General features: G+C 62.6%; 21 protein-coding genes and 2 pseudogenes. 12 read left to right on the top strand and 11 right to left on the bottom strand.

From position 1 onward, the window contains the following. Positions 1–184 precede the first annotated feature (184 nt). Together U0029_RS09110 and U0029_RS09105 are read right to left on the bottom strand one after the other, a co-directional pair. Positions 185–2,260 (bottom strand): putative bifunctional diguanylate cyclase/phosphodiesterase, encoded by a 2,076-nt coding sequence (locus U0029_RS09110; RefSeq protein WP_114852513.1) that lies wholly within the window; start codon positions 2,258–2,260, stop codon positions 185–187. Between the two features lie 107 nt (positions 2,261–2,367). Then, complete coding sequence (locus U0029_RS09105) at positions 2,368–3,432, bottom strand: DNA-binding protein (RefSeq protein ID WP_114852512.1); 1,065 nt, start codon at positions 3,430–3,432, stop codon at positions 2,368–2,370. Between the two features lie 117 nt (positions 3,433–3,549). On the opposite strand from U0029_RS09105, the gene U0029_RS09100 reads away from it, so the two are divergent. Together U0029_RS09100 and U0029_RS09095 are read left to right on the top strand one after the other, a co-directional pair. Continuing rightward, positions 3,550–4,662: a site-specific integrase gene (locus U0029_RS09100; RefSeq protein ID WP_370510828.1), complete on the top strand. Its 1,113-nt coding sequence runs from the start codon at positions 3,550–3,552 to the stop codon at positions 4,660–4,662. Positions 4,663–4,739: 77 nt separating this feature from the next. Continuing rightward, the gene (locus tag U0029_RS09095; protein ID WP_012417461.1) at positions 4,740–5,021 is read left to right on the top strand and encodes a peptidylprolyl isomerase; all 282 of its coding nucleotides are present in this window, start codon (positions 4,740–4,742) and stop codon (positions 5,019–5,021) included. A gap of 111 nt (positions 5,022–5,132) precedes the next feature. On the opposite strand, the gene U0029_RS09090 is transcribed toward U0029_RS09095, so the two are convergent. After that, positions 5,133–5,597, bottom strand: coding sequence for a GNAT family N-acetyltransferase (locus U0029_RS09090; RefSeq protein ID WP_039051765.1), 465 nt, complete (start codon positions 5,595–5,597; stop codon positions 5,133–5,135). A 227-nt stretch (positions 5,598–5,824) separates the two neighbouring features. Continuing rightward, the gene (locus U0029_RS09085; protein WP_231838452.1) at positions 5,825–6,184 is read right to left on the bottom strand and encodes a YunC family protein; all 360 of its coding nucleotides are present in this window, start codon (positions 6,182–6,184) and stop codon (positions 5,825–5,827) included. Here U0029_RS09085 and U0029_RS09080 point away from each other — a divergent pair. From U0029_RS09080 to U0029_RS09060, 5 genes and pseudogenes are all read left to right on the top strand, one after another. Continuing rightward, the gene (locus U0029_RS09080; RefSeq protein ID WP_012417465.1) at positions 6,183–6,401 is read left to right on the top strand and encodes a SlyX family protein; all 219 of its coding nucleotides are present in this window, start codon (positions 6,183–6,185) and stop codon (positions 6,399–6,401) included. The genes U0029_RS09085 and U0029_RS09080 overlap by 2 nt on opposite strands. 14 nt (positions 6,402–6,415) lie before the next feature. After that, positions 6,416–7,198, top strand: coding sequence for a deaminated glutathione amidase (locus U0029_RS09075; RefSeq protein WP_012417466.1), 783 nt, complete (start codon positions 6,416–6,418; stop codon positions 7,196–7,198). A gap of 147 nt (positions 7,199–7,345) precedes the next feature. Then, positions 7,346–7,638: pseudogene (locus U0029_RS09070) on the top strand (nucleotidyl transferase AbiEii/AbiGii toxin family protein); the annotation flags it as partial. 41 nt (positions 7,639–7,679) lie between these two features. Beyond that, a complete protein-coding gene (locus tag U0029_RS09065; RefSeq protein ID WP_012417468.1) occupies positions 7,680–8,546 on the top strand; it encodes a GntR family transcriptional regulator in 867 nt (288 codons plus the stop codon). 236 nt (positions 8,547–8,782) lie between these two features. Continuing rightward, complete coding sequence (locus tag U0029_RS09060; protein ID WP_236824224.1) at positions 8,783–9,406, top strand: glutamine amidotransferase; 624 nt, start codon at positions 8,783–8,785, stop codon at positions 9,404–9,406. Between the two features lie 5 nt (positions 9,407–9,411). Here the strand turns inward: U0029_RS09060 and U0029_RS09055 are convergent, their stop codons facing one another. Further along, positions 9,412–10,272: a LysR family transcriptional regulator gene (locus U0029_RS09055; protein ID WP_012417470.1), complete on the bottom strand. Its 861-nt coding sequence runs from the start codon at positions 10,270–10,272 to the stop codon at positions 9,412–9,414. Between the two features lie 152 nt (positions 10,273–10,424). On the opposite strand from U0029_RS09055, the pseudogene U0029_RS09050 reads away from it, so the two are divergent. Beyond that, positions 10,425–11,798, top strand: a pseudogene (locus U0029_RS09050) (MFS transporter). An 89-nt stretch (positions 11,799–11,887) separates the two neighbouring features. On the opposite strand, the gene U0029_RS09045 reads toward U0029_RS09050, so the two are convergent. From U0029_RS09045 to U0029_RS09035, 3 genes are read right to left on the bottom strand one after another with little or no spacing between them, the layout of a single operon-like run. Next, on the bottom strand, positions 11,888–14,059 hold the full coding sequence (locus U0029_RS09045; protein WP_114852547.1) for a phosphocholine-specific phospholipase C: 2,172 nt from the start codon (positions 14,057–14,059) through the stop codon (positions 11,888–11,890). A 35-nt stretch (positions 14,060–14,094) separates the two neighbouring features. Beyond that, entirely contained in the window at positions 14,095–14,271 is a 177-nt protein-coding gene (locus U0029_RS09040; protein ID WP_164855535.1) for a hypothetical protein, read from the bottom strand. Between the two features lie 21 nt (positions 14,272–14,292). Next, positions 14,293–16,272, bottom strand: a complete 1,980-nt coding sequence (locus U0029_RS09035; protein ID WP_169507417.1) for an alkaline phosphatase family protein — start codon at positions 16,270–16,272, stop codon at positions 14,293–14,295. Between the two features lie 366 nt (positions 16,273–16,638). Here U0029_RS09035 and U0029_RS09030 point away from each other — a divergent pair, with 366 nt between their 5' ends. The 4 genes from U0029_RS09030 (at position 16,639) to U0029_RS09015 (ending at position 20,458) form a co-directional block, all read left to right on the top strand. Then, complete coding sequence (locus U0029_RS09030; protein ID WP_114852511.1) at positions 16,639–17,994, top strand: c-type cytochrome; 1,356 nt, start codon at positions 16,639–16,641, stop codon at positions 17,992–17,994. Then, the gene (locus tag U0029_RS09025) at positions 17,987–18,895 is read left to right on the top strand and encodes a c-type cytochrome (RefSeq protein ID WP_169507419.1); all 909 of its coding nucleotides are present in this window, start codon (positions 17,987–17,989) and stop codon (positions 18,893–18,895) included. Before U0029_RS09030 ends, U0029_RS09025 begins: the two co-directional genes overlap by 8 nt. Before the next feature lie 357 nt (positions 18,896–19,252). Beyond that, positions 19,253–19,966 (top strand): MgtC/SapB family protein, encoded by a 714-nt coding sequence (locus tag U0029_RS09020; RefSeq protein ID WP_114852509.1) that lies wholly within the window; start codon positions 19,253–19,255, stop codon positions 19,964–19,966. Positions 19,967–20,014: 48 nt separating this feature from the next. Continuing rightward, positions 20,015–20,458: a MaoC family dehydratase gene (locus U0029_RS09015; RefSeq protein WP_114852508.1), complete on the top strand. Its 444-nt coding sequence runs from the start codon at positions 20,015–20,017 to the stop codon at positions 20,456–20,458. A 7-nt stretch (positions 20,459–20,465) separates the two neighbouring features. Here U0029_RS09015 and U0029_RS09010 read toward each other — a convergent pair whose 3' ends face one another. The 3 genes from U0029_RS09010 to U0029_RS09000 are packed head-to-tail and all read right to left on the bottom strand — an operon-like array spanning position 20,466 to position 22,540. Next, positions 20,466–22,079, bottom strand: coding sequence for a VRR-NUC domain-containing protein (locus U0029_RS09010; RefSeq protein ID WP_114852507.1), 1,614 nt, complete (start codon positions 22,077–22,079; stop codon positions 20,466–20,468). A 39-nt stretch (positions 22,080–22,118) separates the two neighbouring features. Then, the gene (locus U0029_RS09005) at positions 22,119–22,241 is read right to left on the bottom strand and encodes a hypothetical protein (RefSeq protein WP_256682172.1); all 123 of its coding nucleotides are present in this window, start codon (positions 22,239–22,241) and stop codon (positions 22,119–22,121) included. Between the two features lie 56 nt (positions 22,242–22,297). Further along, positions 22,298–22,540, bottom strand: a complete 243-nt coding sequence (locus U0029_RS09000; RefSeq protein ID WP_039051766.1) for a hypothetical protein — start codon at positions 22,538–22,540, stop codon at positions 22,298–22,300. Positions 22,541–22,928 lie beyond the last annotated feature (388 nt).

The raw sequence follows: 22,928 nt of genomic DNA, 5'->3' as shown, positions 1-22,928 counted from the left end.
CCTGGCTATCTGAATTTGCTGCGTAAAGCGGGGGATCGCTGCGTTACGGCAAGGATACTGGAGAGCCGCCTGGCTCGCGCCAGGACGCTATTGCTGATCGGCCGCGAGGATCTCCGGAACGCCAGACGGTGTGACGGCGCGAGCGAGTTCGAGCTGATTGTCGGGCCCACGCTAAACTCGGTGCTCAAGAGGCCAGCCGGGCGACCTGAGGCTCGAACGTCCAGGCCGGTGCCGGCCGCCCGACAAGATAACCCTGTAGGACATCACAGCCCAGTTCCGTCAGTTTTTGGCGTTGAGCCTCGGTCTCGACCCCCTCGGCCACCACGGTCAGGCGCAAGGCGCGCGCCATCGCCAGAATGGCCGTGACCACCGATGTTTCCCCGCTCGCGGTTCCCAGCCCATGAATCAGGCTGCGGTCGATCTTCAGTTCGCTGGCGGGAAAGCGCCGCAGATAGGGCAAACTGGAATAACCCGTGCCGAAATCACCGATAGACAGGCCAATGCCCATGGCATGCAAGCGCTGCATAATTTTTACAGATTGCGCAGCGTGTTTCATCGCCGTGGTCTCGGCGACTTCCAGTATCAGGCGATTCGCTTGCAGATTGTGCCGCTTGAGCACGATAGCCAGGCTGTCCGCCAAATGCGGCTGTTGAAACTGCACCTCGGGGATATTGATGGCTACGGTTGGGATAGCGGCATCCACCTTGTCCCAATCTGCCAGTTGCCGGCAGACCTCGTCGAGCATCCAGACCTGCAAGGGCAAAATCATATGGTTCTGATCGGCGACAGGAATGAACTCATCCGGCGCGACATAGCCCAGCGCCTTGTTCTGCCAGCGTAACAAAGCCTCTACGCCGACTCGCTTGCCGGTCGCCGCATCGATCTTGGCCTGGTAGAACAAACGCAGCTCATCCTTGTCGATAGCAGAACGTAATTGTTCCAGCACGCGCACGGGCCGGTCACTCGCCATATTCATCCTCGGCGTAAAACAGGCACTGCGTTCACGGCCAAGCTGTTTGGCATGGGCTTTGGCCGCCTCGGCCTTGGCGATAAGGGTGGGCGGGTCCAGACCGTCTTGCGGATAAAGGGCAATACCCATGCTGGCGGAAAGGCGCAGCTCCTGGCCGCCTACGTATAAAGGCTCACGCAAACTGGCCAGATACGAGGCCGCCACGGCTGTCGTATTCAACGATGGCGGCAGTACGGCGGCGACTACGAAGACATCGCCGCCTAAGCGGGCAAGTTGATCATGCGGCCCACAGACGGACTGCAAGCGCTGTGCAGTCTGCTTAAGCACCTCGTCACCCACCTGATGACCGAAGGCCTCATTGATGGCGCGAAAAGCGTCCACATCGATGACCAGCAGGGCCAGTTTCCTGCCCTCGGCGCGGCCCTGAGCGATCGTTGTCGCCAATTGTTCATCAAAGATATGGCGTTTGGGCACACCTGTGACGCTGTCGTAAGCGCTGAGATAAGACAGCTGTTCCTGGGCTTCTCTCAGGGACAGTTTCAAGGCTGTCGATTGCGCCATGCTTTTTGCATAGCTCGCTGAAAGGCGAATCGCACCCAGGGATAGCGCCGCCGTGAGCACCACGAGGGCTAGCGTCAAGGCCTCGCCGCTGACGGTCAGCGCTTCAGGCCTCAGCGAGGGCGGCATTGTCGAAACCGTGCCGCTGTAATACATGATGCTAAGCCCGAGACCGAGGAGCAGCGCTTGCCAGAAACTCGGCACGGTCGCGGGCAATTCGCGTAAACGATCACCGCAATAGATGAACAGCCCTGCCGTGCCGATTCCGGCCGTAAAAGACAGCACGACCAGCGCCCAGACGAGGTCTGCGGCAGCCGAAGGACGCACCGCTTCCATGCCTATGTAGGGCATGATGGTCAAGCCGGCGCCGACCATGATCGCGCCCAAGCCACGTTCCCAGAGGGCCAGGCCTGGCCTGGCCATCAACCAAATGGCCAGGGCTGAAAAAGCAATGGCGAACAGCAGGGAGATCAGGGTGATGAGGTTCGCATAGCCCCGGGGTAGCGGCAGCCCGAAGGCCAGCATGCCGATGAAATGCGTGGCCCATAGGCCTAAGCCCGCGATACCGGCCCCCGCCCAGAACCAGCTCGATCCGACACCATCGCGCCGGACGCCGACGCGTGCCGCAATGTGCAACACGGTATAGGAAGCCAATACCGCAAGAACAAACGACAGCAGAACGAGCACGGATTGGGAGCCGATCTGTGACATAGCCTTGAACGCGCCGATCATGAGGAAGAAAACTGCCTGTCCAGATTAGGGCTAGCAATAAGGCTAGGCAATACGAACAAAAATGAAATATCGGGAAAATTAGTGCGACTTTTGTGAGTTTTATGGGCTTAGGGCTGCTGAGGCGCTTCGTCATCCGCAGGGGAATCCGCCCCTGCAGCCCGTGCCTCATCCGCTTCCAGTCTGAGGCGGGAGGCGGCCAGCAGGCTGGCGATCTGACTATCTTTGACCGCTAACTGCGCGCGCAATTGCGCCGCACTGGTTTCCAGATCGACGTTGCGCTGCATCAGGGCCTCGCGCTGCAGCGCCGCCGCCTGGCTGTCCGCCGCCAGCCTTGCCTCCCATTGCAACTGGGCTGCCCGCGCCTCGGCCTCGTTGCTGGCCAGCAGCGCTGCCGTGCGGCGGGCCTCGTCTCGGGCCGTTTGCAGTTGCGCGGCCAGTTCGGCCTCGCGCGTTGCGGCTGCCCGGTCCGCCAGCTCGCGCTCTTCTTGTTGGCGCCGTACGGTCTGACGCTGTGCATCCAGCTCTGTCAGCCAGCGCCGCTCATGGCTGGCATGACGCGCTTCTGCCTGCGCTAGATCGTCACGGAAGGCCTGTTGTGCGGCGGCGAGGTGTTCGCGCCCCTCCCGTTCGGCCGAGTGCGCGGCATGTTGCGCCGCTTGTGTGGCCGCCTGAGCCTGCTCGGTCGCCTGACGCTGCGCGTGCAGTTCGGCCTCGGTTTGCGTCAGCCGCAGTTGTAAAGCCTGCACCCGCTCTTCGGCGGCCGCGGCTTGGGCGCGGGCCGCCAGCACCGCCGCTTCGAGATCGGCCTCACGCTGCGCCAGCCGCAGCTGCGCCTCGGCCAACGCTTCGCGCTCGCCTTCTAGCCTTTCCTGCTCTGCCCGAGCCATGGCCTCGGCTTGCGCAGCCTGGCGCGCCGTGGCCTGCCTGGCCGCTTCGAGAGCAGCCTCCCATAGGCGCGCAGCCGCCTCAGCCACGATATCCGGCGCCGTTTCGACCGTGGCGTCCAGGCGGGCGCCCAAGTCGCGAAACCAGTTTTTCAAGAGCGGGCCAACGGTGTTGGGCGAACCACGCCCCAGGTGCAACCTCACGCGCTCGATGGTGGGCTGCTCGCCGGCCCGCAACAACGCGTCCGCCGCCGCCGATACGTCTTCTTGCTGCACGCCTAAGGCCATGAGGGCTTTCCTTTACTTATGCACGATATTCCCGTGCCTGATTTCCAGTTAACGCGGATAATAGATGTTTATCCGCGCTAATACTAGGCAATATGTATTATTAAATACATCATACATATGAATTACAACAAAACCAAGCAAAAGTCGCTGATCCCTGCGGAAAACAGCCCTCCCGCCTCGCCAGAAAATGCGCTCGGACTTCAGCTGGAGCAACTGGGCGCCAGCGCTGACTCGCTGCGCGCCTTGCTGCGCGAAGGCAGTTCGCCCAATACGCAGGCGGCCTATCGCGCCGCCATTCGGTATTGGGCGGCCTGGCATAGCCTGCGCCTGGGCCGGCCTTTTGCCCTGCCCCTGCCCATTTCGGCCGTGCTGCAATTCATTGCCGACCATCTGGAACACAGCACAGGCAGCGGGCTGGCGCACGACCTGCCCGCCGACATTGATCAGCAATTGGTGGCAATGGGCGTGAAAGGCGCGCTCGGCCCGTTGAAACTGTCTACGGTGCGGCACCGGCTGGCGGTGCTATCGGAGGCGCATGAAACCCAGGGGCAACCCAACCCCTGCCGCGAACGCGCTGTGCGGGCCCTGATGGCGCGCAGCCGCGCCGCCTATGCCCGGCGCGGCGAGCTGCCCCAAGGCAAAGACGCCCTCACCCGTGAACCGCTGGAACAACTACTGGCCACCTGTGATGATTCGCTGATCGGCCTGCGCGACCGCGCCATGCTCTTGTTCGCCTGGGCCAGCGGCGGACGCCGCCGCTCTGAAGTGGTGGCTGCCACGATGGAGAACACGCGGCCCACGCCTGGCGGTTATCTCTATACGCTGGCGCACTCAAAAACCAATCAGGAGGGTCGGGCCCGCCCCGACATGTACAAGCCGGTCGTGGGCCGTGCCGCGCAGGCGCTGACGGCATGGCTGGAGGCTGCCGGCATCACTGAGGGCGCCCTGTTCCGGCGCGTGCGCCGTGGCGGCATCGTGGCCGAGCCGCTGGGGGCCGAAGCCCTGCGCCGCATGGTGCAGACACGCGCCCGGCAAGCGGGCCTGACAGGGGATTATGCGGCGCACAGTCTGCGCGCCGGTTTCATTACCGAAGCAGGCCGTCAGGGCCTGCCTTTGGCGGAAGTCATGGCCTTGAGCGGCCACGCCAGCGTTGCTACCGTCATGCATTACCACCGCGCCGGCGCCGCCGTGTCGTCCAAGGCTGCCCGCCTGCTCGATGAGGAAGACTGAGGACGGCTACACTATCGGTCCCGTCGGGCCTTGCCCGCATTTTTCATGCGGGCCTCAGGCCCGCTCAGGAGCACACCATGGCACAAGCCTCTGCCCGCCATATTCTCGTCTCGACCGAAGCTCGCGCTCAGGAACTCAAGACCGCTATTCAGAACGGCGCCGATTTCGCCGAAGTCGCCCGTGAAAACTCGAGCTGCCCGTCTGCCCGCCAAGGCGGCGACCTGGGTACTTTCGGCCCCGGCGAAATGGTTCGCGAATTCGACCAGGTGGTGTTCAGTGCCCCGGTGAACGAAGTGCAAGGCCCGGTCAAGACTCAGTTCGGCTATCACCTGGTCGAAGTGACCAGCCGCCGCGACTGATACGCGTCAGGGTTAGCTGGCGCCCAAGCCGGCTAAGGCCTTAAAGCGCGACGCCGCGCTTTAAGGCGATGGCCTCGGCCTGAGGCGCGATCTTGCCTGCCCTCGGCGCGCTTACAGGTCCCGGCCCAGAAACCGGGTGCCTGGCACGGGGTTTTCCGTGACCGGCTCTGCCGCCTGAAAGCCCAGGGACTCGTACAAATACTGCGCGGCCAGAAACTCTGGCAACACGTCCAGACAGATGCGACCATAGCCCGCCGCACGCGCTTCCTGCAAAATGCGCTCCATCAGTTGGCGGCCTAATTGGCGCCCACGCGCCTCGGGGCGCACATAAACCCGCTTCATCTCACAGGTGCGCGCATCCACCTCGCGAAATCCGCCACAGCCCACTACTCCCGCCTTGCTCCAGGCCATCAGCATCAGGCCGCGTGGCGCAGCATATCTGCCAGGCAGGCCATCAAGCTCTTCCTCGTAGTTTTGATACTCAAGGCTTACCCGGGTACTGCCAAGGTACTCGCGGATGATGCCGATCAAGGCATCACGGTCCTGCGGAAAACGAGCGGCTTGGATCTCAAACATGACATACCATCCAGGAGCGCTGCAAGCGCAAAGAAAACGAAAAAACCTGCGCCGTTGCCGGGGCAGGTTTTGCAACGAGCATCAGCGCGGCGCATGCCATTGTTTGACAATGGCCGACAAGAGTCCAGGCCTGCAACAGGCGAATGAGTCTGTATCGCCCGGCCCACATTGTCAAACTCCAAGCTGGCAGACGGCTGAATTCCCGCGGCCACGCCAGATTTAGCAGATTATTTGAATACAGCCAGCGCCTCGGCTCCCGTCATCCCCGTGCGCAAGCCCAGCGCCTGGGCAGCCTGACTGACGGCGATCAGTGGCGCCGCAAGCATTTGCTCATGATCGACCACGCCGGTAACGATGGCCGCAGCCTCTGCGGTTTTGTCAAAGGTCGCCACGTTCAGGTAGCCGCAGGCCAAAATGCCGCGGCTGCCCTTGAGCAGTAGCAAGGGACGGGCCAATTCATGGCGGATTTGCTCGAAGTCCTTGAGCGTGACGGTCATGGTGATCCAGGTAAAGAAGAGATCGCTCATTGTGTCATGGCGCACGGCGATTGGCGCGGCAGGCACGCTCTGCGGTTTAATAGCCACCATGGAAACTGAACAAGAACTCGCCGCGCGTGTGACCGAGCTGGAAATCAAGCTGGGCTTTGCCGAAGACCTGCTGGATCGCCTCAATCTGCTGGTATTCGAGCAGCAAAAGCAGATCGAGGCGATGGCGGGCCAGATCGGCCATTTGCGCAATCAGCAAAGCGATGGCAGCGGCGGCCCCTGGCGCAGTCTGCTCGACGAGCGCCCGCCGCATTACTGAACCTGGAGATCTTCATGAAAATTGCCATGGGGCAATTCGCTGTCCGTCCCGTCTGGGAAGAAAACGCCGTGCTCTGCCGCGAACTCATCGAGCGCGCTCGTGCCGGTGGCGCCGACGCACTGGTGCTGCCCGAGGGGGTTCTGGCGCGCGATATCACCGACCCAGACCTGGTCAAGCGTTCTGCCCAGCCCATCGATGGCCCTTTCATGTCTGCCCTGCTGCAAGCCAGCCACGGCCTGACGGTGTTTTTCTGCGTGCATATTCCGGCGGACGACGGCAAGCTCTGGAATGTGCAGTTCGCCTTGCGCGACGGCCGCATTGTGGCGCAGTACCGCAAACTGCATCTGTACGATGCCTTTAACGTGCAGGAATCGATCAATGTATCGCCCGGCGCGGACATCCCGCCGTTAGTCGAGGTCGCCGGACTGAAAATCGGCATGATGACCTGCTATGACCTGCGCTTTCCGGAGTTGGCCCGACGCCTGGCGCTGGACGGCGCCGACCTGTTGGTGGCGCCCTCGGCCTGGGTGCGCGGCCCGCTCAAGGAAATGCACTGGCAGGTGCTATGCCAGGCCCGCGCGCTGGAAAACACTTGCTACGTCGTGGCCACCGGCGAATGCGGCCCGCGCAATATCGGCGCCAGCATGACGGTCGATCCGCTGGGCGTCATCATTGCGCGCGCCGCCGAAACCGATGCGTTGGTGTTTGTGGATATCGACCCCGCCCGCATCGCGCAGGCACGCCTATCCTTGCCCGTGCTGCAAAACCGGCGCTTCGGCCGCCCGGAACTGGCCTGAGCGCCATCCGCGCAAGCACACCGCCCATCGCTTGCGCCTGACAGCGCCTGGCGAAGGGGTTCGCGACGCTTGCGCCCATGCCTGCGCTGAGGCATGGGCGCGGCTTACCGCAGCCGATGGCGAAGACCATCGGCCAGGAGACGATGCGTGGTTGAGGCCTTCTTCGGTTTAAGCAGGCAGGATCGCCTCGAATATGCCCGCGCCGAGACCGGCCGCCCCGCCCATCTGCTCGAAAAAGACATCTGGGTGGTCGCACCCTATTCGCATCCCCGCTTGCTCCGGACCTGACGTTTAAAGGCGGGACCTCCCTATCCAAGGTTATAAACTGATCGACCGTTTCTCCGAAGACGTCGATCTCAGCCTATGACATCCGCAAGCTGATCCTGGGCCTGGTCGGAGAGCGCAACGAACTGCCGGCCAGCCGCAGCCAGGCAAGCCGAAGTCCGCTACCATCTGTTTCCGCCGATGCGCTTTCCCTTCCATGGCCACTGATCTTCACCCCACCGCCCTGCAAGTTGACCTGGCGCGCCAGATTGCCGAGGATTTGGCCGGTGGCCGCTATGCGCCAGGCGATCACCTTACCGAAGCGTCGCTGGCACGGCACTACGCCGTATCGCGCACCCCCGTGCGCGGCGCGCTCAAGCTGCTGGCTGCGCAAGGACTGATCACGCACCGTCGCCACAGTGGCTACACTGCGGCGGCGCTGGCGCCGGATAGGCCAGCGCCGCGCATTCAGGGCAAGGGTCCTACGCAAGGGGAGCTCTACCGCCGGCTGATCGATGACCGGGCCCGCCGCGAGCTGCCCGAAACCTTCACCGAAAGCGAGCTGCATCAGCGTTATGGCGCCCCGCGCGCCATCCTGAGCAAGACGCTGCTGCAACTGTCGGCCGACGGTCTGCTGGAAAAACGCAAAGGCCACGGCTGGCGATTCGCGCCGTCATTGGACAGCGCCGAGGCCGTGGCCGAAAGCTATCGTTTCCGCATGACGGTGGAATGCGCCGGCCTGCTGGAACCCAGCTTCAAGATAGACCAGGCGGCCTTGAAGCGGATGCGCGCCGCGCACGAAACCCTGAGCGAGAACATTTCGGCCACCGAGTTCTTCGCGCTCAATGCCTCGTTTCATGAAATGCTGGCCCGTTTCTCGGGCAACCGCCATATCTTGCAGGCGGTGCAGCAGCAAAACCAATTGCGCCGCCTCGAAGAGCATGCAGCGTTTTACCGTCACTCGCGCTTTGTCGACTCGTCCTCGGAACATCTGCGCATCATCGAGGCGCTGGAGGCCGGCGACAACGAATGGGCCTCGCAGTTGCTGCGCCAGCATCTGAAATCCTCGCTCAAAGCCTCTTGAGCAGTGGGACGGCCGCCTCTGCCCCCAGAGCATAGGCTCAGACCATACCGCAGTAACGGTCTCGCATGCCATCCGCTATGATTGCCCTACCGATTCTGTCAATGTCGGCCTTGGCCGCGCGGCGTCATGTTCAGCACATCCCACCCCCACTCTCGCCGCAAGCGGCTGCCGCTCTTGATCGTACAGTTGGGCCGTCCGCCCGAGGATCTCGTCCGCCAAGTGGGCGAACAGGCCGATTGGTTCGCGTCCTGCCCGATGAGGCCCTGCTCGTGGCGCGGCCTCATCTGGACGAACCCTTGCCCGCAGCGGACCGCTTTCGCGGCGTCGTGCTGTCCGGTTCCTGGGATATGGTGACCGACCGCCAAACCTGGAGCGAACGCACTGGGGACTGGTTGCGCGAGATCGTACCTGCTGGCAAGCCTGTCCTGGGCGTTTGCTATGGCCATCAACTGATGGCCGATGCCCTGGGCGGTCAGGTGGACGATCACCCCGATGGCCTCGAGCTGGGCACGCATCATGTCGAGCGCCTGCAGGCCGTGGATGATGACCCGGTGCTGGGCGGGCTGCCCCCCGGTTTTTATGCCCACCTCTCTCATTCGCAAAGCGTGTTGCGCCCGCCCGAGGGCGCGGTCACCCTGGCCCGCTCGGCGCACGATGCCCATCAAATCCTGCGCTACGGCCGCCGGGCCTGGTCGCTGCAATTCCACCCCGAATTTACGGCGGACCTGCTGCGCCGCTGCATTGTCCGCCGCCGCGAGGCCCTGGCCGAAGCCGGCCACGATGCGCAGACCATGCTTGCGCGCCTGCGCGACACGCCAGAAGCACATGGCATACTGAGGCGTTTCGCCGCCCTGCCCTGACCGGCCTATACCGTCGTCCAATCGCCGCGCAATTCGCTGTCGCGCAGAATTTCCAGCAAGGTGTCGGCGGGCCGGCTCAGCTGCGCTGCGCCCAGCGCCACAAACTCTACGTCCGGCAAGGCTGGCAAACGATGGGCATTGACGGGCGGCGCCAACCCCCGGCCGCTCATGAATTGCGGCCGCACCGTCAGGCCCAGGCCGCCACGGGCGGCGGCGCTGCTGCCTGCCAGAGAGCTGCTGGTACAGACGATGCGCCAACTGGCTCCCGCCACCGCCAGCGCGTCCAGCACCACAGACCGCGTCACGCTGGGTTCGGCCGCCAGCACCAGGGGCAAGGGCTGGTCCAGCGCCACTTCGGTGCCGCTGCGCGCGATCCACTGGAGATGACTCGTGAACAGGCGCGTGCCCCGGGTTTCGCCCAAACGGCGCTTGCCCACCAGCAGATCAATGGCGCCGGCGTCCAGCAACTCATACAGCCGGCCCGTCATCGCAATGGTGATTTGTAGTTCCACATCGGGATGCGCGTTGCGAAACGCCGCAAGAATGCTCGGCAAGGGTCCGAGCGCAATATCGTCGGAACAGCCTAGCCGTACCCGGCCCCGCAAGCGCGGCGTACGGAACTGCGATTCGGCATGCGCCATGGCTTCGAGGATCAGCCGCGCATGCACCAACATGGCCTCGCCGTCTGGCGTCAGCGCCACCCTGTGCGTGTCCCGCGCCAGCAAACGCCGGCCTACGCTGCTCTCAAGGCGGCGGATATGTTCGCTGACGGTGGATTGGGTCAGGCCCAGCGTGCGGCCGGCTGCCGAAAAGCTGTGCGAGGCGGCGACGGTTGCAAAAGTGTGAAGCCAAAGGGGATTGAGCATATTCCCAGATGATGGTGTCTCTTTGCTTATCGAAATATTCGATTGCAGTCAGTGTACCTAACGAATATCCCGATAGGGTCGTAACAACTAGAATCACTCCATCGGACGCAACGTAGGCGTCGCCACCCCGCTTCTAGGAGCGCAGTTCTCCCATGCCGAATTCCACCGCCCATACCGCCATGCTATGGACCATCGCTGGCGGTTTTTTCATGCAGGCGCTGGACACCACCATCATTAACACGGCCCTGCCGTCGATGGCCGACAGTCTGGGCGTGTCAGCGCTGGAAATGCAGCCCGTGGTGGTAGCCTACACCTTGACGATGGCGCTGCTGACACCCGCCTCGGGTTGGCTGTCGGATCGTTTTGGTTCGCGGCGGGTGTATTTCGCCTCGATTCTGCTCTTCGTTCTGGGATCGCTGTTCTGTGCGGGCGCGCAGTCCTTGCCGCAGCTTATCGCGGCGCGCGTTGTGCAAGGTGTGGGAGGGGCCATGCTCTTGCCCGTCGGCCGGCTGGCCGTGCTGCGTGCGATTCGGGGTGAGGCCTATGTGGCGGCCCTGGCCATGATTTCCATTGCCGGTCAGGTCGGCCCGATTGTCGGCCCCAGCCTGGGCGGCTGGTTTGTGCAGTCCTTGAGCTGGCACGCGATTTTTCTGATCAATGTGCCGGTCGGGGCACTGGGGCTGTTGGGCGTATGGAAGTTCATGCCCGATGACGGCCTGATCGATCCCCCGCGCTTTGACTGGCTGGGGGGCGGCCTGCTTTCGCTTTGCATGGTGAGCTTTTCGCTGGCCCTGGAAAACCCTGCGCAATCGCACCGCCTGCTGGTGTCAGGGCTATTGCTGGCATGCAGTGTGGCGGCGGTGGCGGGCTATTTCATTCATGCGCGCCGTCATCCCAACCCCCTGTTTCGTATCGGTCTGCTGCGCGAACCGAATTTTGGCGTAGGTCTGGCCGGCAACCTGGTCTGCCGCATCGGCTCAAGCGCGGTCCCCTTTCTGCTGCCTCTGCTTTTGCAATTGCAACTGGGGTATAGCCCCCTGCATTCCGGCCTGATGCTGCTGCCTGCCGCCATTTCGGGCGCCATCGCCAAAGGCTGGATCGCGCCCCTGCTGAGGCGTTTCGGCTATGCGTCTTTTCTGGTATGTAACACGATCACGGTAGGCGCTTCCATCGCGGCCTTCGCCCTGTTCTCTGCAAGCACACCGCTATGGCTGGAAATTGCCATCCTCTGCGTTTTCGGCGCCAGCAACTCTATGCAGTTCGCCGCCATGAACGGGGTCACGCTTAAAGGGCTGTCAAGCAAGGACGCGGGCAGCGGCAACAGCCTGTTTTCCATGGTGTAGATGCTGGCCATCGGCCTGGGCGTATCGATCGGCGGCGGGGTGGTGTCCGGCCTTTCGGCTGATGGCGATACCGTCAATGCCTTTCGCATCGCTTTTGTGGTCACGGGCATGTTCACCCTGGCCTCGGCCTTGATATTCCGCCGTATCGACGCACAACCGGCGGCGCGCCCGCAGACTGCGTGAGCCCAAGCCGCCCGAGACGAAAAAGCCGCTTTCCTGTCAGGAAAGCGGGTCCAAGCACAGTGCAACGTGTTTCGGGATTCGCCGCCGGTTTATTGGCCCATGGCCGGGTCGGTGACCGAGGGTTTGCCGGTTTCCACGCGGCCGGCGAAACGGCGCGCATAGCTCGGGTCTTCCGTCATGCGCACGGTGAAGTCGTACCAGGCGCCGCTGTTGGCCAGAGCCCAGTGCTGATCGACCTTGCCGCCCGGGGGGACGGTCAGCGTCCAACGTTCGTTGTTGACGTAGTAGGCGTTAGGCGTGATGTCGAAATTGCAGGCGGTTTTGCCGTTGTTGCTGAGCGTGACGTAGACGTCACCATTGGCGATGTCGTAGCAGACTCGCGTTTCGGCGTCGAGCGCTGCGGTGCGCGCCAGGGCAAGATCGCCCGTGAAGTGGCGGTGATAGCCGTTGGGGCCGAGCACCCAGAGGTCGTATTTGCCGCCGTCGGCGCTAGCATCCCAACTGCCTTCCAGTTGTTTGCCAGGCTCGACCGTGTAGCGGCGCGGCAGACGGTCCAGATGCAGGCGGTCATAGACATGGAACACGCCGGTGGCCTCACCCGTATTGGCGAAGATGAGCCATATGGCGCCCGAACTGGACTGGGTTCGGGCGCTGGTGTGCAACTCGTAAGGCAAGGCGCGCGAGGGACGCACGCCCGGCTCTTGCACCGGCTTGACCTGGTTGGCTTCGGCGGGCAGCGGTACGGCAGCTTTAGCCTGTTGGTCGGCGCGCAACTGGTCAGAGCCGCCGCGAGTCAGCAGGTTCAGATTGGGCAGCGTGTCGTCATTGGGCGTCACGAAGTTGAACGCCGAGGTCAGATCACCCATCGCCGCACGGCGCCAGGGGCTGATATTCAGCTCTGCCACCCCGAAACGGGCCTCCAGGAAGCGCAACACCGACGTGTGATCGAAAGCTTGCGAGTTCACCCAACCGCCACGGCTCCACGGCGAGACCACGTACATGGGCACGCGCGGCCCGGGGCCATAAACGCGGTTGTCGGGCGCGTCCGAGGCCGAGGCGCGGGTATGGCGCTCCAGATCGGTGTTAACCGTTGAGGCGCCGGCCATAGAGCCGTCAGGATTGATCGAGGGCGCTGCCGGCGGCGGGACATGATCGAAATAGCCGTCGTTTTCGTCGAAGTTGATCAGAAATACCGTCTTGCTCCAGATGGCGGGATTGGAGGTCAAGGCATCGAGCGCGGCCTGTATATACCAGGCGCCCTGGACCGGGCTGGAGGGCCCGGGATGTTCGGAGTAATCGGCCGGCGCCACGATCCAGGAAACCTGCGGCAAGGTGCCATTGGCGACGTCGTCGCGCAAGGCTTGCAGAAATCCGCCGTCGGGCATGGTGTTGGCCACGCCTTTGTACAGCGGATTGCCGCCATCAGCGGCCGGCGTCCAGGGGGTGTAGGGCGAACCGTTTGCGCTGTTGCCGGCCAGCTCGTTGGCGCGGCGGTACTGTTGGAAACCGGCCAGCGGATTGTCGGTGAAGTTGTCCGGCAGGTTTTGGTAGACCCGCCAGCTCACGCCCGCTTCCTGCAGACGCTCGGGATAGGTTTTCCAGCTCCAACCCGCCGTCGATGCTCCGAGGCTGTCCAGACGGTTGCGAGTCGAGGGGCCGCCGCCCTGCGCCAGCGGGTCGTTGGTGCCGGTCCAGTGGAAGAGTCGGTTGGTGTTCGTCCCGCCGTGCGATGCGCAATGATAGGCGTCACACAGCGTGAAGGCTTCGGCCAGCGCAAACTGAAATTCCATTTCCGTTTGCTTGTAATAGCCCATCGATTGATTCTGCTTGTAGCGGGGCCATTGGTTCATGCGGCCGCCATCCCAGGCGTTTTGGGCATCCGGATAGTCGTGAGGCGTGCCGGCCACCCGCTGAGCATTGCCTTGCGTGCTGTCCAGGTGGTAAGGCATTACCACGCGCGTGCCATTGCTTTGCTCCCACACGCTGCGGTTGTTCGCCAGCGGGATCGTTATACGGTCGCCAAAGCCGCGCACCCCTTTATAGGTGCCGAAATACATATCAAAAGAGCGGTTCTCCTGCATCAGGATGACCACGTGTTCAACGTCGTTGATCGTGCCGGTGCGGTTGTTGGCGGGAATGGCCAGCGCGCGGCGGATCGAGGGGGGGAACATCGACAAGGCGGCCAGGCCGGCGGTGGACACCGCCGCATTACGCAGGAAGCGGCGCTTGCCAACGTGGATCAGGTCTTTTGGGGACGTCACGGATTCAATTCCTATCTTGTTCAATAAGGCGAGGCTCAGGGCGCGCAACGCAATTCAGGCTTGGCGGGCGTGGTGGGTGCGGTGGGATTGCCGGGCTGGCCACCGTTATCCGAGGATTTGTCATCGTCGCCACCGCAGGCCGTGAGGGCGGCAGCGACCATAAGGGCCGCGCCAAGGCGAAGAAAACCACGCGTAATCAAAGACTTGTACATGCTGGTTCGTTCCTTGCTCAATCAGGGAAATAGTTCGTTGATGGACTTGCCGGACATGGCGGCCGAACGAATCTCTTGCTCGGTCAGAGCGCGCGACCAGAAGGCCAGGTCGTCGTAGTACATGGTGTAAGGGCCCTTAGTGCCTGCGCAGCACACGCCATAGCTGCCGGTGCCGTCTTCGTTAAGCCCCAGAAAAGGGCCCAAGCCAGCGATCTCGTTAAAGTTGGCCAAGGTGATGGCCTTGCTAAAGCTGCGGAAACCGAATTCGGGGTCCAGGGTGTAGGCCTTCATGATCTTGGCCGTTTTGTCCACCGACATCGCGATATAGATAGGCTTATTAGGGGTGAACTTCACGCCCTCAATGTCGGTGCGCACACGGCCACTCGCCAAGTTGAAACGCAGTTCCGGACCCGCCCATTGCGCGATGGTGATCCCCGAGTTGGCGCCAGAGTTGTAGTCTTTGTTCCCGACAATGGAGCGATCATTGGCCGTGCCGTCAGATTGGTACCAAAAACCGATGGTGAATGCGTTCGGCGTGGTGAGCAGACCTGCGGTGTAGTTCAGCTTGAAGGCGCCAATCGGGTCGCCGCTGCGGTCGTTCTTGAACATCTTTCCGAATACGCCGCTATTGACGAAGGCCGGTTGCTGCACACCGTCAAAAGCCGTTATCTGGGCGCCGCTGGCGAGCTTGTCGCTCAGGTCTCCCTCGAAAGGAAAGAACATCGTTAGATCGTTGCGCAACGATGCCAGCAAGGGAACGGGCTTGGCGTAGATCACCTTGGCCTGCGTCGCCGTCACGACCTTGCCGGCGCTTACGCGATAGTTCAGCACGTGCAAGCCTTCGCTATCGAAAACGAGGTTGCTGTCTACATACTCGGATGCCGTGCCCGGCAGACGGGCGATCTCGGCGCCATCCCGGCTGATCACGATTTCGTCGGCGGGATCTCCCACACGCACCCAGCTCAAGGTGACTTTTTTGTTATCGACGGCGGTACGCGTGGACAGGCGGCGCACGGCGCGCGCTTCGCCCAATGGGGTGCCCGCCATATCGTAGTCGGCCGGGTTCGCATCCAGATGAGCCAGCACCGTGGGCAAGACATCGGCGGCGCTGGGCAAGGCGTACCAATTGTTGTCCCACACGCCATCGTAAGCGCTGTCATCGGCGCTAGCTCCCAGCATGGCGGGCAGACTCGTCGCCACGACAATGGTTTTGTTGGCCGATAGCGCCAGCCCATCGGCGGTGCCGTTACTGCCCAGACCGTGGCTGGAAACCACGACAGTCAGCCAGTTCTCTTCAGGATGGGCAGCGCGGCGATCAGCGGTCTGACGGTTCAAGGCGCCAATCGCGGCGTCTGTGCGGCGCAACACGTCTTGATAGGCGCCAGTAAAACCCACATCGCCAGCCGTTTTTTCAGGTGCGCCGAATTGAGCTACGACGACGTCATATCCTTCGTTGATGCGGTCACGTGCCTGTGAGGCCACACAATCGTCCACGCCGGCGCAATCGGTAAGCGCTTGCAAATAGCCGGCATCGCGGTCACGGCCCACCATGCTGGCGACCAGGCTCGAATTCGCTGCAAAGGCACTGCGCACCGCGGGGTGTGCGGTCTTGACTCGTTCAAACAGGCTGGGCGTTTTATAGGCCTGGCCCGCCACATTGGAGCGCACGCCGTGCTGATCTGCCCATTGCCCTGTCAGCAATGTGGCCCAGCTCGGCGCGATCAGGGTGGATTGCTGGGTGACGGCGCCGGTTTCTCCCCCCGTCCAGGCACGCGAGAGGGTCAGTGTGCCGAGATTGGCGAGCGACTTGTCGGCCACACCGCGGCGTAGCGCGTCATAGGTCAAGCCATCTACCCCGACAAACAAGACCTTGTTAGCCTTAGCCGTGCCCGGCGTCGTCGCAGGCTTAGCGTTGTCGTCATCGTCGCCACCGCCGCAGCCGGCTAGAACGCCGGTGGCCATCAACAAGGCGCACCACCTTTTCCAACTTATTCCTTTCATGCTTCTCGTCTCTCGTCAGGGTTTCCACGCACGGCGACATATTGGCCAGCCAACGTGAATCCCCCATGAAAGGAGGGCGAGAAATCCTGATCAGTCGATCAGTTTTTTTGAGTTCTATCGTCCAGACGAGAAGGGCGTGAGCCCAGGAGAACGGTGGCCTGCGCCATCTCAAGCAGAAAGCGCGACGCGAGCCCGAAGCGCGGCCGCTAGCCATACGATGCTTGCGCGGGTTAACACTTTTTTGCGTTAAATCAAGCGTCCCTGTTTTTTATATTCATGATGGGAATAAGGATATAACCCAAGCATTTAAGCTGCCACCATAGGCTGGAACCGCTCTGAACACGAGCGCCAGTGCATGAGGGTTATATGAAAAAAACGTCGAGAAAAACCAAGATACTCTGGGGCAGCGCCATCATCGCGCTAGGGATCGCAGCGGCTGTCGGTGGCGCGCACCTGATCACGGCACTGCGCGGCGATGCCGTGGACGCAAAGCCGGAAACGGACGCCGGCATGCTGGCGCGGGGCGCCTACATTGCCCGAAGCGCGGATTGCGTGGCTTGTCACAGCACGCCTGGCGGGGCGCCGTTTGCTGGCGGGCTAGCCATGCAGACGCCGGTCGGCGCGATTTATTCCACCAATATCACCCCCGACCCAGACACCGGCATAGGTCAGTATAGCTACGCCGATTTTGTGCGCGCTGTGCAGCACGGCGTGCGCAAAGACGGCACGCCGCTCTATCCGGCCATGCCCTACCCCTCTTACGTCATCATGCCGCAGGCCGATATGCAGGCGCTCTACGCCTGGTTCATGGCCGAGGTCCAACCCGTCAGCCAGGCTAATGCCAAGGCGGACATCCCCTGGCCGCTGAATATGCGCTGGCCCATGGCCTGGTGGCAGTTGCTTTTCGCGCCGGAGCGCAGTTTCACGGCGCCCGAAGCCACCGATGCGCGCATTGCGCGTGGCGCGTATCTGGTGGAAGGGCCGGGGCATTGCGGCGCCTGTCATACGCCGCGTGGTCTGGCCTATCAGGAAAAGGCCATGTCGCTCGCGGACGGCGACAGCTTTCTGAGCGGCGCGGTGATCGACGGCTGGCGTGCCAAGAGCCTACGTGGCGAAGCACAGGGTCTGCAATCCTGGGACGAGCCGGAAATCGTTGATTTTCTGCGCACGGGCCGCACCGCCAAAGTCGCCGCGTTCGGGGCGATGGCCGATGTGGTCGAGCACAGCACGCGCTACTTCACGGACGATGATTTGCAAAGTATCGCCGCCTATTTGAAACAGCTTCCGCCCACGCCGGGCAAGCTGCGCGAATTCGCACCCAAGGCCGACACCACAACAGCCAAGCTGCTCGAAGGTCGTTACGACACGCGCGGCGCGCAGCTTTATATGGAGTACTGCGTGACCTGTCACCGTGCCGACGGCCAGGGCGTGCCGCGCATCTTCCCTGCCTTGGCTGGCAATTCGGCGGTGTTCGCGCAATATCCGCAGTCCGTCATACAAATCACGCTGGAGGGCGGTCATATGCCCGCCAACGAGGTGGACCGCATGGCCTTCGCCATGCCCGCTTTCCGTTCATTGAGCGATGAAGACATCGCCTCCGTCATCAGTTTTATCCGTGCCGGCTGGACCAATCAGGCTCCCGCCGTGTCTGCCGCCGACGTCGCGCAGATCCGCGATTTCGTCGCCAACAAGAGCCCGAATGCGGGAGAACGTCATGAGTAAATCCGTCCGCGCGCTGACCGCCGCGCTTACCCTGCTCTGCCTGGGTTTTGCCCTGCCCGCATCGGGCGCCGAGATAGGAGCCGACAAGGGAGCTGGCCCCTATGCCGTGAAAGACAAGGACGGCAAGCCCCTGCCCGACTACTTCATTCCCGATGACGCCAAGATCGGGCTGGAATCCAATGCGGAACAGATCCGCTTGGGGCAGCGTCTGCTTAACGACACCGCCCGGCTGCTGCCCGGCAATGTGGGCGCTGCCATGAACTGCAATAGCTGCCACGTGCAGCAAGGCAAAAAACCGCTGGGCGCGCCTTATATCAACACATTCAATAGCTTTCCGCAGTACAACCCGCGCGCTGATCGTGTCGTCACGCTGGCGGACCGCATCAACGGCTGTTTTCAGCGCTCGATGAACGGCAAGCCCCTGGGCAAAGAATCACCAGAAATGGAGGCGATGATTGCCTATATGAAGTGGTTGGCTCAGGACGTACCGCATGGCGCCAAGGTGCAAATCGCCAATGCCTGGCCGATCGACACCGCGCTGGTGCCCGATCCCGCACGCGGCAAAACCCTGTACGGCACCTATTGCGCGGCCTGTCATGGCAGCAATGGTGAGGGTCAGAAGAATGCCGCAGGCCAGGTCGTGTTCCCGCCGCTATGGGGCGACGCGTCCTTCAACATCGGCGCGGGCCTGGCACGAACCTACAAGGCGGCCGCTTTCATACGCAACAACATGCCTATGGGAGTCCATACCCAGGGCGCATGGGGAGAGGGCGGCGGCGTGTTGAGTGATCAGGATGCCGTCGATATCGCCGAGTTCTTCACCCATATGCCGCGTCCGGATTTCGCTGGTAAGGACCGGGACTGGCCCAAGGGCAACAAGCCCAAGGATGCCCGTTATTGAGCCGTGGCGCGCTCGCATCACCGAGCCAGCGAAAACCGGGTGGCCCCGGGTTTTCGCTGGCGAAGCCGCTTGCAGCCCTCCTATAATGCCTTGACCCTAGGGCTAAGAGAGGCAGCCTGGGCTTGGACAAAAATCGCCCAGGGAAGCCTGGCCGACTACGCTGACCTCTAGCGGGCTGTACAACGCCCCGTTGCGCCTCAGGCAAGAACAGCCTCTTAAGTAGCGTTTGCCCGTCCGATCGCGCAGCGCAACAGGGCTGTCACATGGCTCGCAGACAATCCCTCACAGCCATGAGACCCAGGCCTGCGCCCTGCTACCGGCTTTCCTTACCCCTGACAGGTTGTCAGAACAACAATCATGAAAAACTTCGACAACATCCAGTGGCTCTCGCTGGCCAATACCATCGTCAGCCTCACCACGGCGTTTGTGCTGGGCTCGCTGATCGGCTTTGAACGCCAGGTTCGCCAGCGCACGGCCGGTCTGCGCACCAATGTGCTGGTATCCGTGGGCGCAGCGATCTTCGTGGACCTGGCTTTTCGCATCGGCGGCGCGGATGGCGGCGCCAGAGTGATCTCTTATGTGGTGTCCGGCGTGGGTTTTCTTGGCGCGGGCGCCATCATGCGTGAAGGCGGCAGCATACGCGGCCTGAATACGGCGGCTACCCTCTGGGGGTCGGCGGCCATCGGCGCTTGCGCTGGCGCATCCATGATGTTCGAGGCCATCATGGCGGCCTTGTTCGTATTGGCTGCCAACACACTGCTGCGCCCCGTGGTCAGCTACGTCAACCGCCAGCCGGTCGAGCCTCACCAAACCGAAGTCAGCACGGTCATCCACCTCATTACGGGCGCGGGCCAGCAGCAGCAGGCGCTGGCTCGTCTGGAGGAGGTGCTGGAGGCCGAACAACTGCCTCTGTCTGAACTGAAGATCGATCAGTTCGGCGATGCCGATGTCGAAATCGAGGCCACGCTCGCCGAAGCCTCGATTCAAGACAAGGATCTGGACCGGGTGGCCGCCATCCTGGCCGCCTCGCCGGCGATCCGGCAGGCGTTCTGGTCAGCCAACACTCTCTGACGCCAACCTTGCCTCCTATAATCGACCCACGACGTCAGGAGACAGGGCATGTCCAGCAAGCGCTATCTGGAAGACCTCGCAGTTGGTGACACCTACGTAAGCGGCGAATATACCGTCACTTACGACGACATCATTGCGTTCGCGCAACGTTACGACCCCCAGCCCTTTCATTTGAGCGAAGCGGCCGCTGCGAACTCGCTGTTCGGCGGCCTTGCGGCCAGCGGCTGGCATACGGCCGCCATCAGCATGCGTTTGCTGGTAGACAGCCTGCCTCTGGCGGGTGGCCTTATCGGCGCGGGCGCAGAGATCGTCTGGCCCCGCCCCACCCGTCCCGGCGACACCTTGCGGGTGCGTAGCGAGATCCTGCAAATCACGCCGTCGCACTCCAAGCCGGACCGCGCCATCGTGCTGATGCAAAGCGACACCCTCAATCAGAACGCTGAAGCTGTCCAGCGCTTGACCTCAAAACTGGTCGTGTTTCGACGGCCCTGACCCGGGATCAGGGGGATAGCCAACTGACATGGCAGACACGCGCGGCAATCCCATGCTGTGCGCAATAGCGCAGCCAGGCGATCTGATTGTCTTGCAAGCGGTCGCCTGGTCCTTTGACCTCGATAAGCTCGTAGCGGCGTTCGGCCGGCCAGAAACGGATCAGATCCGGCAGACCGCTACGATTTGCCCGCAAATCTGACAACAGACGCTGGAACAGGCAGCGCAAATCGGCAGATGGCAGACAATCGAGCGCCTGCTCCAGCAAGTCCGGCGCGAGCAGGGTCCATTGCACAAAGGGCGATTGCAGGCCCTGCTTCTCGGCATAGCGCTGGCGGATGACGCCACGATAGCTGCCGTCATCGAGCCGCGCCAGAGCGCGTTCGAAGAGCGCAGCGCGGCGGACAACAAAATCCGGCGCATACAAATCAGCCGGACCGCGCTGAAAGGGATGAAAAAATGCGCCTGGCAGAGGAGCAAAGATGGCCTCCCAGCACAACAGGCCAAACAGTGCGTTGATCAGCCCGCTCTCGACAAAATACACCGGACTATGTGGGCTGGTGAGATGGTCGCGCACCGCAAGCTCCACGCTCTGCGCGTGGACAGGCAAATAGAGGCGGTCGGAGACCAGGTCGGAGGGGGGGGCTTCTGGTGGCGCGGCCTGGCGCAGCGCTCGCCGCAAGCGCTTTAGCATGCGCGCCATGCGCTGGGCCTCGTTATCGTCCTCGGGCTGCCCGGCAGCCTCAAGCGCTAGTGAGTAGGCCTCTTGCAGCCTGCCCTGCTGCTCCAGCACCCGGGCCAGACGATGCCGCGCACCGCGATAGGCGCTGGCGCGGTAAGCCTCTTCGGCGCATGCCCAATCATGCTCGCGTTCGCAGGCCTGCCCGATTGCCATCAGCAGGCGGGCACGGCGGTCCATCAGCCAAGGATTGCCACTCGCCGCCTCGCGCACGGCGGCAAGCAAGGCGGGGCTGGGGCCATCGGTTTCAAGCGCCTCGCGCCAGTCATGCAGGCACAGATAGGCATCGATATCGGCCCGGCTCTGGAAAGCGCGCGAATCTCTCGAGAAGTCTACGGCCTCGTATTGGTATACGCCAAGATCGGCTAATACCAGTTCATCCCACTGCTGACGTAGATTGCCGAAGAACATCAGGCGCAGCCGCTGGCAAACCGGCCCGACCTGCACCTGCCAGACGGCTGCGCGCTCGCCCGGCCACCAGGCGCTATGCGTGCGCGCCGGCCCCAAGCTCTGCAAAAGCAGATCCTTGCGCGGCAAGGGCCCTGCCGCATGACCGGCCAGCCGGGCCAGCTCCGACTTGGTGTAGAGACGCCCCAGATCTGCCGCACTTAGTTCGGGGTTGTCGCGCAACCACCCCATTGCCAAAAGCGGCGCTGCGGCCGCCGCGATATCGCCGATTTCTTCGTACTCGAGTTTTCCCGCCCGGAAGATTTCCCCCTTGCGCGCCATCAAACGCACCAAAAGCGCCTGCGACGCTTGCGGCAAGTGGCTAAAGCGGGAGAGAAAATCGCGCTCTTGCGAGTCCAGCAGGTCATCGTAGCGGGCCGCCACCCAGGCCAGCGCCCGCTGAAAATTATGCAGGTAGTAAAAGCGGTGCGGTGGCAATCTCGGTACTGGGCAATGCGGGATGACGATAGCGTCCGATCATAGCAGCCCCTGCGCCAGCGGCCGGTTTTTGCGCGGCGTGTCGCTATCGGGCTCGGCCGGGAGGTCGCCGGGCTCGAGATCGAGCGGCGAGGCCGGGGTATGTGTGAGACGGCGGATCATGTTGAAACCTCCCGCTGCCCGCCAAGCGCGCAGCTAGCAGTTGAAATAGCCTGCGCTCAAAAAATCGAGGATCGGGCATTGCGGGCCCGCGGCTGCGGTTCGGAGCCATCCGCCCAGTTCGATTCCGTGACTTCATCGGCAGCGGCCGGCGTCGGCGAACCGGGAGGTCTCTTGGGCGGGAAGTTGGGCACATCGACCAGGCTGGTGGGAGGCAACACCTTGGCATTGATGCTGACCTGCGAGCCGGAGGCAGCGTTGGCGGACGGAGAAACGACCGTCTTGTCGGCAGGGGTATTCATGACAGCTCCTGTTCGTGGACGCCCAGGGCGGGCGCGGGCCATTCAGAATTCGTGCAACGGACCCCAGCATGACTGCCCGCCGCCGGATTGGCAATTGCGGTCAGCCCTGGCGTCAGTTTGAGACAAAACTATGAAGCTCTGTTTTAACCCAAAATCATGGCTATGCAAGAGGCATCGTGTTCTCTGCAAAGAACGCGGTGTTGGGCGCAGATGTGCGCCAGTTGCACAATTCATCCGACTCGCAGACACTAGGACATATCCTGCAAGACATCAGCGCCTAAATTTGCCGCTTAGCGGCTTGATCTCTATCAAGACCCCTCTTTCAGTACTGTAAGAAAATTGTCAGGTAGTTGAAAACTGGCCGCTGCAGATCTCGGGCGACAACGGC

It is taken from the genome of Bordetella avium, from assembly GCF_034424645.1.
Taxonomy (GTDB): domain Bacteria; phylum Pseudomonadota; class Gammaproteobacteria; order Burkholderiales; family Burkholderiaceae_B; genus Bordetella; species Bordetella avium.
Note: the sequence above shows the minus strand (reverse complement) of the source record. Positions and strands in the feature narration are given on the sequence as shown.